This is a genomic window from Rhizobium sp. NFACC06-2, assembly GCF_900101425.1.
Lineage (GTDB): Bacteria > Pseudomonadota > Alphaproteobacteria > Rhizobiales > Rhizobiaceae > Agrobacterium > Agrobacterium leguminum.
This window is the reverse complement of record NZ_FMVA01000013.1, coordinates 138,614-151,556: the sequence shown is the minus strand read 5'-3', so window position 1 is coordinate 151,556 and position 12,943 is coordinate 138,614. Positions and strand designations below refer to the sequence as shown.

Annotated in this window: 16 protein-coding genes; 13 read left to right on the top strand and 3 right to left on the bottom strand. The window is 56.8% G+C overall.

The genetic code is table 11. The features are described from left to right. The coding region (locus tag F3H58_RS20690) for a transposase (RefSeq protein WP_149743581.1) at nt 1–298 on the bottom strand (298 nt) is incomplete at its 3' end. A gap of 138 nt (nt 299–436) precedes the next feature. On the opposite strand from F3H58_RS20690, the gene F3H58_RS20685 reads away from it, so the two are divergent. Further along, complete coding sequence (locus F3H58_RS20685; protein ID WP_149743580.1) at nt 437–976, top strand: helicase domain-containing protein; 540 nt, start codon at nt 437–439, stop codon at nt 974–976. A 143-nt stretch (nt 977–1,119) separates the two neighbouring features. On the opposite strand, the gene F3H58_RS20680 is transcribed toward F3H58_RS20685, so the two are convergent. Continuing rightward, nucleotides 1,120–2,073, bottom strand: a complete 954-nt coding sequence (locus F3H58_RS20680) for a LysR family transcriptional regulator (RefSeq protein WP_149743579.1) — start codon at nt 2,071–2,073, stop codon at nt 1,120–1,122. Between the two features lie 91 nt (nt 2,074–2,164). On the opposite strand from F3H58_RS20680, the gene F3H58_RS20675 reads away from it, so the two are divergent. Next, complete coding sequence (locus F3H58_RS20675) at nt 2,165–3,124, top strand: MBL fold metallo-hydrolase (protein ID WP_149743578.1); 960 nt, start codon at nt 2,165–2,167, stop codon at nt 3,122–3,124. A gap of 252 nt (nt 3,125–3,376) precedes the next feature. Here the strand turns inward: F3H58_RS20675 and F3H58_RS20670 are convergent, their stop codons facing one another. Continuing rightward, on the bottom strand, nt 3,377–4,276 hold the full coding sequence (locus F3H58_RS20670; protein WP_149743577.1) for a LysR family transcriptional regulator: 900 nt from the start codon (nt 4,274–4,276) through the stop codon (nt 3,377–3,379). A 140-nt stretch (nt 4,277–4,416) separates the two neighbouring features. On the opposite strand from F3H58_RS20670, the gene F3H58_RS20665 reads away from it, so the two are divergent. The 11 genes from F3H58_RS20665 to F3H58_RS20615 all read left to right on the top strand — a co-directional run bounded on the left by F3H58_RS20665 (nt 4,417) and on the right by F3H58_RS20615 (nt 12,886). Then, nucleotides 4,417–4,983 carry an invasion associated locus B family protein gene (locus tag F3H58_RS20665; protein ID WP_188129003.1) on the top strand — a complete coding sequence of 189 codons (567 nt, stop codon included), beginning with the start codon at nt 4,417–4,419 and terminating at the stop codon, nt 4,981–4,983. Beyond that, nucleotides 4,980–5,231, top strand: a complete 252-nt coding sequence (locus F3H58_RS20660) for an Atu4866 domain-containing protein (RefSeq protein ID WP_149743576.1) — start codon at nt 4,980–4,982, stop codon at nt 5,229–5,231. Before F3H58_RS20665 ends, F3H58_RS20660 begins: the two co-directional genes overlap by 4 nt. A gap of 96 nt (nt 5,232–5,327) precedes the next feature. Next, complete coding sequence (locus tag F3H58_RS20655; RefSeq protein WP_149743575.1) at nt 5,328–6,560, top strand: carboxymuconolactone decarboxylase family protein; 1,233 nt, start codon at nt 5,328–5,330, stop codon at nt 6,558–6,560. A 212-nt stretch (nt 6,561–6,772) separates the two neighbouring features. After that, a complete protein-coding gene (locus tag F3H58_RS20650; RefSeq protein ID WP_286169864.1) occupies nt 6,773–7,042 on the top strand; it encodes a hypothetical protein in 270 nt (89 codons plus the stop codon). Between the two features lie 49 nt (nt 7,043–7,091). Continuing rightward, complete coding sequence (locus tag F3H58_RS20645) at nt 7,092–8,096, top strand: helix-turn-helix domain-containing protein (RefSeq protein ID WP_149743573.1); 1,005 nt, start codon at nt 7,092–7,094, stop codon at nt 8,094–8,096. Nucleotides 8,097–8,312: 216 nt separating this feature from the next. Beyond that, on the top strand, nt 8,313–9,533 hold the full coding sequence (locus F3H58_RS20640; RefSeq protein ID WP_149743572.1) for an adenylate/guanylate cyclase domain-containing protein: 1,221 nt from the start codon (nt 8,313–8,315) through the stop codon (nt 9,531–9,533). A gap of 398 nt (nt 9,534–9,931) precedes the next feature. Continuing rightward, nucleotides 9,932–10,681 carry an SDR family oxidoreductase gene (locus F3H58_RS20635; RefSeq protein WP_149743571.1) on the top strand — a complete coding sequence of 250 codons (750 nt, stop codon included), beginning with the start codon at nt 9,932–9,934 and terminating at the stop codon, nt 10,679–10,681. Between the two features lie 57 nt (nt 10,682–10,738). After that, on the top strand, nt 10,739–11,287 hold the full coding sequence (locus F3H58_RS20630; RefSeq protein ID WP_111815086.1) for a flavin reductase family protein: 549 nt from the start codon (nt 10,739–10,741) through the stop codon (nt 11,285–11,287). Between the two features lie 51 nt (nt 11,288–11,338). Next, nucleotides 11,339–11,623 (top strand): DUF1330 domain-containing protein, encoded by a 285-nt coding sequence (locus F3H58_RS20625; RefSeq protein WP_149743570.1) that lies wholly within the window; start codon nt 11,339–11,341, stop codon nt 11,621–11,623. Nucleotides 11,624–11,723: 100 nt separating this feature from the next. After that, nucleotides 11,724–12,026, top strand: coding sequence for a putative quinol monooxygenase (locus tag F3H58_RS20620; RefSeq protein WP_111815090.1), 303 nt, complete (start codon nt 11,724–11,726; stop codon nt 12,024–12,026). A gap of 20 nt (nt 12,027–12,046) precedes the next feature. Further along, complete coding sequence (locus F3H58_RS20615) at nt 12,047–12,886, top strand: oxidoreductase (protein ID WP_149743569.1); 840 nt, start codon at nt 12,047–12,049, stop codon at nt 12,884–12,886. Nucleotides 12,887–12,943 lie beyond the last annotated feature (57 nt).

Below are 12,943 nucleotides of genomic sequence, written 5' to 3'. Positions count from 1 at the left end.
GGGCAAAATATGCCGAGGCTTTGCGCAAAATCTCGTTCGCCTGACGAAGCTCCCGGTTCTCCCGCTCCAGTGCCTTCATCTTCTCGGCCACGTCGCTCGGCAGGCCAGCCCGCTTGCCGCTGTCGACCTCGGCCTTCTTCACCCATTCATGGAGGGTATGCGCCGAGCAGCCGATCTTGGCCGCTATCGATGATACCGCTGCCCAGCGGGAGCGATGTTCGGCTTCATGCTCCGTCACCATACGCACGGCACGGGCGCGGACTTCAGGGGAGAATTTGTTCGTCGTCTTGCTTGTCATAGACCCTACTTCTCACGAGTTGGGGTCTCCGGTAAATCCGGTGCGGTTCATAAGGTCGATTTCGTTCAAGTTTATCGTTATACAAATCAGATAGCGGCGCTCGCGCGCGCAGTACTGGATTCTGTTCCGGCGCTAGATATGCACGACGACTGGAACTTACCAGTTGCAGCGAGCGTGGTGGGCCCAGGACCGATACCGACTTACCATGTCGTCGATACCGCCCGCGCTGCATTTAAATTGGCCATGACCACCGCCCGACGGCTACAAGCCGCGGCTCGCAAGCGTCAAGGTCAAGTGGCGGTCCTTTGCATGGACTTCGAGCGCTTTGAAACATACCAGAATGCTGCCTCACATCAGTTCCCCCAAGAGGTCTTCATCATAAGGTCTCGTGACGATGTAGAGCAGCTGCGCTACATGAACCGACGGATCGTTTTCAGTACACCAGAATACGTTGCAGGGCTCCAATTCGACTCCGTGGTGATCGTGGATGCGAACGGAGATCTGGTTCCCTTATCAAACTACAAGGGGCACCAAGAGCGCCGCTTTCTATCGGAGCTATATCTCGGGATCAGTCGTGCGCAGAAGGAGGTGGTGATAATCGCGTCCCGAGATGGAGACGGATTGAGTCCATATCTCCAGGCACTAGAACCGCGCGGCCTGTTACAGTCCGCAACTTAGAATCAGCGAGTAGATGGAGATGCCGGTCAGCTTGATGGGTGATCGCATTGAAATCTCGTCGCATTTTCACCTAGAGTCTACGGGTTTCCGGTTCGTATCCGTTCAAGCCGAAGGCCATCAAAGACACGCTGATCTTTATGGAATCACGCTGCAATATTCGCAACGTTGCGCTCGTTCGTCCCCAGCATCGTCTCACGGATTTGCTGCCGCAACCAAGCGCAGCCGAGATCACTGTCCATGTGGAGCGGCCAAACCATTGCCACGGGTGGGAAAGAAAGTGCCAGTGGCACCGGGCTGACCTCAAGTCCCAATAGCGGCCCATAACGAAGCGCTATGCGCGAGGATACGGTGGCAATGACCGCAGATGAACGCGCAGTTGCCAATATCGACGTGAAATCGGGAGCTGCCGCCACGACTTCCAGTTCTGCACCTGCATGCTCCAGCGCATCCTTGACGCAGCCATGCAGGCTGTCCGTCTGCGAGATCACCGCATGTTGTGCGGCCATATAGGCATTAAGATCCACCGGATTGGAGAGCTTCAGCAATTGGGGATTGAAACAGCACAAGACGCTGGACTGATACAGCGGTTCGCTATGGTGCCGTGAATCCGGGAGATAGCTGCATCCCACAGACAGGTCGACGACGCCTGAATCCAGCATCGCCTCGATCTCCAGTGCATCGCCGCCGCGAGCCAAAATACGAATGCCTGGCGCGATATCGCGCAGCCGAGCGGTCAGGTCAGGCAGCAACAATAGTTCGACCTCGCTGGAAAGCCCGAGCCTGAATGTACGTCGCTCGGTGGCAGGATGGAATGCGTCTGCCATCAACACGGCGGCCTGTGCCTGTCGTAGAGCCTGCCGCACCGGACCTGATAAATTCAGCGCCCGCGCCGTGGGCTTCATCACTTGTCCTACGCGGATGAACAGCTCGTCCTGAAAAAGCGTGCGCAAGGTCGAGATGTTGTGGCTCATGGCAGGCTGTTGGATCTTCAAGCGCTGCGCTGCGCGGGTCACACTCATCTCCTCCATCATCGCGTCAAACGCGACAAGAAGATTAAGGTCGAAGGATCGAAGATTGAAATGATCGATGACTTGCATGACTGGTATCGATTTTATTGCTAACGGTGACATCCTTAGCTGATGAGCAGGAACTTGCAAGTCGTTCCAACCATCACCAAGGAGCAAACCTATGCCATCTCGTCGTTCCATTCTCAAAGGCGCACTGACGGGTCTGATCACAGCACCGTTCGTCACACCATCAAACGCTTTCGCCAAGGCACCCTATGCCGTTTTTCAGGCACCCGGTTTCTACCGGCTGAAAATCGGCTCCGTGGAGGTCACGGCCCTGTCGGACGGCACCGTCGCGCTGCCGCTGGCAAAGCTTTACACAAACACCACCGAGCAACATGCGCACAGCGCGTTGAATGATGCCTTTCTGCCGGACATCATCCCAACCTCCGTCAATGCTTTCCTTGTCAACACCGGCGAAAGACTGGTGCTGATAGACGCAGGCACCGGTGCCTATCTCGGGGCCTCGCTCGGCAAGATTGTCGCCAATATCGAGGCATCAGATTACAAGGCGCATGACATCGATGATGTCGTCCTCACCCATATCCACACCGATCATTCCGGCGGATTGGTGAGCAATGGCAAGCGTACCTTCTCAAACGCCACTTTGCGGGTCAATGAACGAGAGGCAAAATTCTGGCTGAATGCGGCAAACGCCAAGGCGGCGACGGGCATCGTCAAGCAGCATTTTGGCGAAGCGGATCAGTGTGTGACGCCATACGTGGAAGCCGGAAAATTCGAAACCTTCGCGGATAACGCAGCGCCTGTTCCCGGTCTTGGTTCCATTCTTTATGCCGGACATACGCCGGGTCACAGTGCCATCACGCTGGAAAGTGAGGGCCAGAAGATCGTATTCTGGGGCGACATCACCCATGGCGATATCCTGCAGTTCGATGAACCCGGCGTCGCCATCGAATTCGACATCGACCAGAAAGCCGCAGTGTTTGCACGCGACACTGCGTTCAAGCAGGCGGTGGAGGGCAAATATCTGGTGGCAGGCGCGCATATCGCCTTTCCGGGCATTGGCCATGTCCGCAAAGACAGCACGAATTACGATTGGCTGCCTATCAACTACGCTTAAGGGTCTGACAGCCGGCTGTCATCCGGCGAAACAGGCGGATCCGAGAAGAGGCTCCCACCAGCCTCTTCTTCCATGATGACGAACGTCGATTTCGCTGCGGGTTTTGCCGCTCCGACCTTCAGGAGCCGCGTGTCCATTCTCACCAATTTGCGCCGCCTTGGCCTGATTCGGGCCGGCCGAATCAGCGAATAGCTGGTCACTAACCGCGTCCAACCCCAAGCACAAAACCCAGGGTGCCCTGGCGACTAACAGCTAGGATGACGTCGGTTTGTATGCACGAACGTGGTCAATGAGCGCGCGCAGCTTGGGCGCCATATTCCGGCGATTGGGGAAGTAAAGGAAGAACCCTGGAAATGGCGGCAGATAATCGTCCAACACCGTGATCAACTCGCCGCGATCGATGTATGAACGAAACGTCTCCTCCAACGCAAATGTGATTCCGCCGCCCGCGAGCGCAGTCCGGATCATCAAATACAGATCGTTCGTGGTGATTTGCGGCTCGACGGCGACGTCGAAAGGGATGCCGTCTTCCGCGAATTCCCATCGATACGGGGCAGCGCTTGGAGACGGACGCCAGCCGATGCAGCGATGATGTACGAGGTCACGGGGGTGGCGGGGCGTTCCGTGGATATCGAAATATCCCGGAGTCGCGACGACCACTTCTCTCTCTTCTTTTGTGAGTGGCACTGCAACCATATCCTGCTCTATCACATCACCCAACCGGACCCCCGCGTCGTAGCCGGCTGCTACGATGTCGAAGACGTCGTCTGTCACCGTGACGTCGATTGTGATGGAGGGATGGGCTTGCGCGAATGACGCGATCAGTGGGCCGGACAGAAATTGTTCGGCAATCGAGGTGACAGCGATCCGAAGCAATCCGCTAGGTCTTGCATCGCCTGCGACATCCTCGAACGCCGATTTCACATCGGCCATCGGCTGAGACAGTGTTTCGCGGAAGCGGTTGCCCGCCTCCGTCAACCGCACGCTGCGCGTCGTGCGGCTAACGAGGGCAATGCCGCATATATCCTCGAGCCGTCTGATCGCCTGGCTAACGGCCGAGCGTGTGACGCCGAGACGATCGGCGGCCGCCCTGAAATTCCCTTCCTCTGCGACGGCCAGAAACATCGGCACCAGATTTAGATCGATCGTCATTGTCGTATCCCACTAACCAATCTCGTTAGCGGAAAGGGAATACAAGCGACAATCGAATTTGTCTACCTATTGCCCATAGCCGACCGGTCGAACCGGCAGCTGGCAAACAAGCCCAACCGATTATCGAAGGAGAGATTTCCATGACAAAAATCAAGATCACACTCGCAGCAGCTTTGGCTCTCGGGATCTGCGTCGGACCCGTCGCTGCACAGGACAGCTCCTGCCCTCGGGAAGGCGCCGATGCTCCGCTCGCACTTCATGCCGACTGGATCATGAAAGGTTGGGAACGTCATGAAGGCGACGGCAAGTTCGTGTTCGCCGACAAGCTGAACCGGTATTACGACCTGGAAAACACCAAAGGGGTTTTCTACGACAATTTCGCGCCTGGTAGCACACAGCTCTTTGACAATTCGGCTCGGTACGGCGCCAACTGGGAGGCGCTGCAGAACGCTGCCCGATCGGTTCGCCACGGCCTGACCGGAGGTCATGATGCGATGGTCGGCGACACCGTCGCCTCGACGACGCTTGGTTTCGTTGGCCGCATCGATCGCCTTGACGGCAAGGTGATCGCTTTTGATGGCCGCTCGCAGTTGGGATGGGAATGCACCGCTGGCAAATGGAAAATCCGCCACGAACTGAACTACGCTTGGGTCGTCGAGCCCGAGACCATTCAGTCTTTCCTCGGCAAGACGGAGGCGGCACAATGACAACCCCAACGCCCTCACACCCCTATGTCGGCATGTGGGAGACCGCAGACGGCCGCATCCGGCACCAGTTGCTCCCGAATGGCCGTTACGACGAGGCGCGCGGTCGACGCGAAAGCGCCTATCAGGGACGATACGAGGTGTCTGGAGACCACATCGAGTACTGGGACGATACCGGCTTTACTGCCGACGGCGATTTTGTCGATGGCGTCCTGTATCACGCGGGAATGGTTCTTTATCGCAAGCAGTAGTCCGGAATCCACGCCGGCATCGCCAATGCCGGCGTGGTCCGTTTTTCGCTCGATGTGAGCATTGGTGCCAGGGACATCCAATTCAAGGAGAAAGCGATGACAACGACAGATATCGAGCAGCAACTCGAGAATTTGGCTTCGCCACAAGAGAGGGCGAAACACTTGCGGGGTCTTGCCATTCTGAAACAGATCGGGGGTGAGAATTTTGGAGGGCCGGTAAGCCAGCTTGCGCGCTTCTCGGAAGATCTGGCGCGGTTCACCATTCAATATCCCTATGGCGATGTGTTATCGCGGGACGGTCTTGATCTGCGAACGCGCCAGATTTTGACCGCGGCCACATTGTTGGCCCACGGATCGGCGCAGTCTCAGCTTTCTTTTCACCTCACCGGATTGTTGAATGCCGGGGGAACCCCCGATGATGTCGTCGACCTGTTGTTTATTTCCGCGGGTCTTGTCGGGTTTCCCACGGCGATCAATGCCGTTCCTATCGTCCGTGATATTCTCACCGATCGGTGCGAAACCGAAAATGCCACCAGGGCGAAAGCATCACCTGCTGTCCCGGATATGTCCTCGGACCGGGTCGCTATACTCGGTCGGTTTGCGCCTGACTTCTTGAAATGGCGCGAGGATACCCTGCGCGATGAGATATTCGGTGCGGTGCGCCTGGAGCCCAGGCTGACCCATCTCGCGTCGGCCGCTATGCTGGCGGCACGTGGGAAAGTAGGGGCAAGCTTTGACGGTCATATTGTTTCGGCATTGGCTGCCGGTGCTAGCGATAGTGATATTGTCGAGATGGTTATCCAACAGAGCGTCTATTCCGGGTTCCCCGCCGCGCTCAACGCTGCCGGCAGAGTCAAAAATGTCCTGGCGGCTTCCGCACGGCCACAAGTGAGTTCCCGGAAAAGTGTCGAAACCACAAAAGATGACGAGAGGCGCTTCGTGAGGGGTGTCGCAACACTTGCCGAGACATCAGGAGGGTCCGGCGCTGATGTGGTCGACAGCTTCAAGGATGTTGCGCCTGGTCTGGGTAGGCTTATCGTTGCTCATTGCTACGGCGATATCTTTTGTCGCCGCGCCCTTGATCCGAAGGTCCGTGAATTGGGTGCAATCTCTGCTCTCGCCGCCCAGGGGACCGTTGCGGCAGAGAAGCCGCTCGGCGTCCATATCGATGCAGCTCTCAATCTTGGGGCCACCCGGGAGGAGATTGTCGAAACCCTCTTCAACGTCATTCCCTATGCCGGATATCCATTGATAGAGAAAGCTCTGCTGATCGCCCATGACCGTATCTCGTTATTCAACGAAAAGCAGTCTGCTGACAAGCCTGCCTGATGAACTAAGGCTCAATATTTGCTCCGACTGATGGTTCGGTGCCATTCGGTATCCGGCACCTTTGGTAGCGCGTCGGCCCCCCTCATATGACCCTGCGACGGGGCCGAATATCGATATTTGCAGGATCGGGCAATCTCGTTGGAGCGTCGTTCTATCGCTCTTCGATCTTCATGGGCGATGATTGCTCAAACGAGCCAACGATGGAGTGGATCATGTTCGGCAGTGAAGCAATCACGTTCATTCCAGCACTACCAAGGAATGGCGCTGCCTTGCTGTCGCTCCTCAAAAAAGATGCCGTCGGAAGCTTTCCGGATTGTGCCGCGAGGCCGGAAATCTTTACTTGGGACGTCGATGGGGATGTCATCTGCCTCAAGGAGTCAGAAGAAACCGGCTTTATATTCCTGTCGGACGAAACCAAATGCTGCATTGCATCATTGATGGTGGTTGTGGGCGGAGATGTGAACCGGGAGATGTTCCATTGAAGCCTTAGGCAACCTACACAGCTATGCTCTTTTGAAGAGAGGGCCCGCAATGGGAACCATCGAATCATCCCGTCAAAACGTCCTGCCGCCAATCCCGGCAGTTAGCGGAAAACCCATTTATCCAGCGGCAGTCCTGCCTGAACTGGAAGAGGGCATTGCAAGGCCCGAGCGGACGTCCCCGCTCGGGCTTGAACAGTATATAGCGGGTCGCACTCTTGTCAGTGGCGATAGCCCGGCTTGGAATGACCTGTTTGTAAAGGTCTATTCCCGTCTTAATAAGCAGGAACCCTTTATCGTTCCCGCTGTGGCGGAACCTCTCGTCGTGTGGGTGATGTCTGGAGAAGCGGTCGTCGAGGAACGAGACCTTGATGGAGACTGGGTCGCCAACACAGTCACCGTGGGCGATTTTTTCTTAACCCGCACACCTACGCCCTACGAGATGCGCTGGCGCGCGATTGGTGACGCTCCGTTTCAGGTGATGCACCTGTATCTCTCGGTTCCGCTTTTCGAGCGTGTTGCCCACGATGTTTTGGGTTGCGCCGCTCCGCTGGCATTGCGCGACATTTCCGGCGGCAAGGACACGCAGCTGTCTCACCTTCTGGCGCTCGTTCATCAGGAGCTGACGGCAGAAGGAATGGGAAGCCAGCTGTTCATCCAGGGCCTCGCGCAAAGCCTCGCTGTCCACCTGATCCGGAACTATGCGTCCGGTGAAGCTGCTGAGGACAGGCAGAACGCACTTCCCGGGTTCAAACTTCGACGTGCGGTCGCGTATCTGGAAGAGCATCTTGCCGAACCGTTCAATCTGGCCCAACTCGCCGAGACGGTCGGAATGAGCGAATTCCATTTCAGTCGTTTGTTCAAGAAGGCGACCGGGCTCTCGCCCTCGCGCTACTTCATTCGCCAGCGCGTTGCCCGGGCACAGCTTCTTTTGCAGGAGACGGATACAAGCATCATCGAGATTGGCATGTCGGTCGGTTATTCAAGCCCCAGCCATTTCGCCCAAGTCTTCCGTCGGGAAACCGGCCTGCCACCGAGCCACTACCGGCGGGGCTGACTTTTTGCCCTGTCGTGATTTCGAACAAGAGCGCGCCAAGGCCCCTAAAGGTGCGAAAGATCGTTTCCGGGTATTCCGTAGTTATCCGGGAAGCGGCGATGAACAACGGTCGGGAACTGCAGCATTGGTGTGATTAGAAGCTAAAGGCTCTTGTTTCGGTGAAACTCAACCCGCACAGTAAGTCACTGACAATGTTGCGCGGAAATTCTAAGTGGTATGACTAACGAAGATATTGAGAGGATTTCCGCTTGGGTAGCACAGCAAGGGCTTCACGGAGCAAGCGAGTCCGTGTTGCTCGGCGGCTTTTGTGCAGCATGTCGTGACGCCGGTTTACCGCTTGACCGCAGTCTTGCACTCATTGACACGCTGCACCCGGTTCACGAGGGGCGCGCCTTTCGATGGGACAGCCAGCAAGTGGTGGAGACAGAGTTTGAGTACGGTCCTAGCAGTTCTGGAGACGCCTTTGAAAATTGGAAGCGCTCTGCCTTCTACTATCTTTGGGCTGGGAAGGGGTCCGAGGTCAGACGTCGTATCGGACGAGGAGATCCGACAGATTTCGCGATGCTCGACGACATGCGTAACTCCGGCGTTGTAGACTTTGTGGCCTTCATCCATCGGTTTGAGAAGCAGGGGACCATTGGGGAGATGGACTGCTTCTTCTCTCACTTCGCGACTCGTGACCCCGGTGGTTTTTCTGATGTCGATCTTCAAAACCTTCGCAAACTTTTGCCGGTTCTTGCATTGGCGATTAAAAGCACTGCGCTTGCGCGGATCGCAAGGACAATTGCCGAAGTCTATCTTGGGCACGACGCAGCACGAAAAGTCTTCGAAGGTAAAATCAACCGGGGCGCGTCGGAACGGATATCCGCAGCCCTGTGGTTCTCGGACCTTGCAAACTATACAAGAATTTCTGCCTCAGTGTCGCCTGAGGAGATCATTCCTCTCCTGAATGATTACAGTGATGCGGTCATCTCAGCAGTCCATGAGGCTGGCGGGACGGTCCTGAAATTAATCGGAGATGGTGTCCTGGCAATTTTCAGAGCGGATCGACAGATCGATGCTTGTGACGCCGCGTTGCAAGCCGAAAACCTCCTTCGCCTGAGGCTGAAGTCCCTTAATACCCGGAGGACATCGGAAGGCCGTCCCACAACGGAAGTCTGTCTCGGGCTACATATCGGTGATGTCTTCTACGGGAATATCGGAAGCGAGGACCGGCTCGATTTCACTGTGATAGGTCCCGCCGTGAACGAGGTAAGCCGCATTGTTTCGATGTGCCGGTCTCTTGATGTAAACCTACTTACCTCTTCCAATTTTGCAGACTGTATAGAGGGGCGAGATCGCCGGCGTCTCGCATGCGTAGGCCGGTTCGCACTCAAGGGAGTTGAAGGGGCTCAAATGCTTTACACGCTTGATACTCCCCATCATGCCGTCGGCTGAAAGAGACCTTCCGCTCCATCAGCCCCAGACGCGTGGCCTCACCTGTAGTGTGTCTCGTCTCCCTATACATGTCCTAATTTCGGGAAGCGGATGATGGGGGCCCTACCAGATACTTTGATTGGCTCAGCAAACGCAATAGCGCGCGTGGCTGCGGCCGCATGCTCGTTTACGTCGAAATCAACGAAGACTTTCAGTTGCTACAGCTAGTCCGTCGTGAAACTGGCCTGCCGCCCCAGTTACCATCGCCGAGGCTGGTTTTTAACATCTTACGTTTCGAGCAAGATCGCGACAGGTCGAGCAAGGGCCCGAGAGAAGGACGGCGATCGAAGGCATAGTTTCATCCTTGTCAAAACGAAACGCCCACCGCGGTGGTGGGCCGCAGACAAGGAGTAAAGAAAATGACCAATCTCAACGGAAAGATCGCACTGGTCACCGGCGCATCGAGCGGCATTGGCGCTGCTACCGCCGTCAAGCTTGCTGAAGCCGGCGCAAAGGTCGGTATCGCAGCCCGCCGCACCGAAAAACTGGAAGACGTCAAAAAACAGATTGAAGCCAAGGGCGGCGAAGCTCTTGTGATCGAGATGGACGTGGTTAACACGACCTCGGTCGAAGCGGGCGTCAAGAAGCTTGTCGACGCCTACGGCTCGATCGACATTCTCGTCAACAATGCTGGCCTCATGCCACTTTCCGATATCGACCAGTTCAAGGTCGACGAATGGCACCGCATGGTCGACGTGAACGTGAAGGGGCTGCTCAACACGACAGCGGCTGTCCTGCCGCAGATGATCAAGCAGCACTCCGGCCACATCTTCAACATGTCCTCTATCGCGGGCCGCAAGGTGTTCAAGGGTCTCTCGGTCTACTGCGCGACCAAGCATGCAGTCACGGCCTTTTCTGACGGCCTGCGCATGGAAGTCGGGCAGAAGCACGGCATTCGCGTGACCTGCATCCAGCCAGGCGCCGTTGCCACCGAGCTCTACGATCACATCACCGATCCGGGCTACCGCAAGCAGATGGACGAGCTGGCGAGCCAGATGACCTTCCTTCAGGGCGAGGATATCGGCGACACCATCGTCTTCGCCGCCCAGGCCCCGGCCCATGTGGACGTCGCCGAGCTGTTCGTCCTGCCAGTAGAACAGGGTTGGTAACAGACCGACCCTGAAGGGTCCCTGCCTAGATGCAGGGACCTCTCGAGGGAGATTGTCATGAAGGAATTACCCGCATCTCAAGCTTATCGCGTTCTGGAACCTGGCCCGATCGTCATGGTCTCCACGAGCAATAACGGCAAGCCCAATGTGATGACAATGGGCTTCCATATGATGATCCAGCATGACCCGCCGCTGATCGGTTGTGTCATCGGGCCGTGGGATCACAGCTATCAGGCTCTCCGAAAAACCGGAGAATGTGTCATCGCAGTCCCCGGTCTGGATCTCGCCGAAACGGTTGTCGACGTCGGCAATTGTTCGGGCGATCGGGTGAACAAATTCCAGAGGTACGGCCTCAAGACGCGACCTGCCAAGGACGTGGCAGCACCGCTCTTGTCCGACTGCCTGGTCAACATCGAATGTCGGGTCGTCGATACCAGGCTTTCGGATCCCTATAACCTCTTCATCCTTGAAGCGACGAGGATCTGGATCAACGAGACCCGAAAAGAGCGTCGAATGATGCATCACCGCGGCGACGGCACGTTCACCGTCGACGGCGGCACGCTCGACCTCAAAGACCGCATGGTCAAATGGCGCCATCTCCCCTGACAGCGCCATGAGCCCCAGAAGCTACAAACTCAACAGGAAAGGAAAAGACCTATGTCTGCTTATCTTATCGTCGATCTCGACATCCACGACATGAAGTCGATCGAAGACTATCGATCGAAGGCCTTGCCGCTCGTTGCCAAAGCCGGCGGCAAGCTCATCGCCATCGATGAAAGCCCTCTGGAATTGGAAGGCTGGACCGCCACCAACATGCTCATCATCGAGTTTCCGGACAAGGATGCGATCCGCAGATTGTTCGCATCACCCGAATACGCGCCCTTGGCCGCTCAGCGGCAGGCTGCGGCCGCATCGCGCATCATTGCAATCAACGGCGTCTGAAAACAGCAAGATCACGACAGCTTCCGCAAAGGCGCGGCAGATCTTTTCCAGGCATGCCGTCACTATGCGGGCGTTGCACTAACCGAGAAGGAGACCTGAAATGGCTGACCTCACCAATGTGGCCTACTTCACCGCAAAGCCGGGCCGCTCAGGAGATCTGGGTGACGAACTGCTTCAGCTCGTCGCTCCGTCCCGAAACGAGGAAGGCTGCCTCCGTTACGAGATCCACCAGTCCAATGACGTTCCCGACGTGTGGATGGTGCTCGAAGACTGGCGGCACGCCTCCGACTTCAAACTGCATATGAGCACGCCTTACGTCGAAGCGTTTATGGCTAAGGTCCCAGACCTGTGTGTCGAAGACGTGGAAATCTGCGGATACCAGCAACGGTCGCCGCAGGCCTGAAACAGAAAGGAGTATATGAAATGAGCACGCAAAACCCTAAAGTCTGGCTCGTAACCGGATGCTCTACAGGCTTCGGTCGCTACATCGCAGAACACCTGCTCGAAGCCGGTGAAAAGGTCGTGGTGACGGCTCGCAAGACTGACAGAATCGCGGATCTTGAGCAGAAGGGCGATGCCCTGATCCTTCCACTCGACGTGATCGACCGGGAACAGTGCCAGAAGGTGGTCGACGCAGCGGAAGCACATTTCGGCCGCATCGACGTTCTGATCAACAACGCCGGGATCGGTTTCTTCGGTGCTATCGAGAAAACCGCCGAATCCGACGCCCGTCGCCTGTTTGATGTCAATTTCTTTGGTACTGCCAACACGATCCATTCGGTGCTTCCACATATGCGAGCCCGCCGCAGTGGTACGATCGTCAATCTGACATCGATCGGCGGCCTGGTTGGCTACACGGGCGTGGGCTACTACTGCGCAACAAAATTTGCGGTGGAAGGCCTGTCGGATACGCTTCGGAAAGAAGTCGCTCCTCTCGGCATCAATGTCATGACCGTCGAGCCGAGCGCCTTCCGGACAGAATGGGCAGGCTCGTCAGACGAGGTCTCCGCATCTATCGACGACTACGATGGCACAGCAGGCGAGGCACGTCGGGCTTACCATGCATCGGTAGGCAGACAGGCTGGCGACCCGGCGCGTGCGGCGAAGGCCATCCGGGAAGCCGTGCTGGCTGAACAGCCTCCGCACCATCTTCCGCTCGGCAATGACGCCGCGGACGCAGCCCTGAAGAAGGCGGAGGATCTCAAGGCAAACGTCCTCGCCTGGGAAGCTTTGTCTCGTTCCGCCGACTTCCCGGCGAACTGAACCAATCCAGTCAGACCCAAACACGAAACCAACACTGCCGCGGCCTTCGCCACGGAG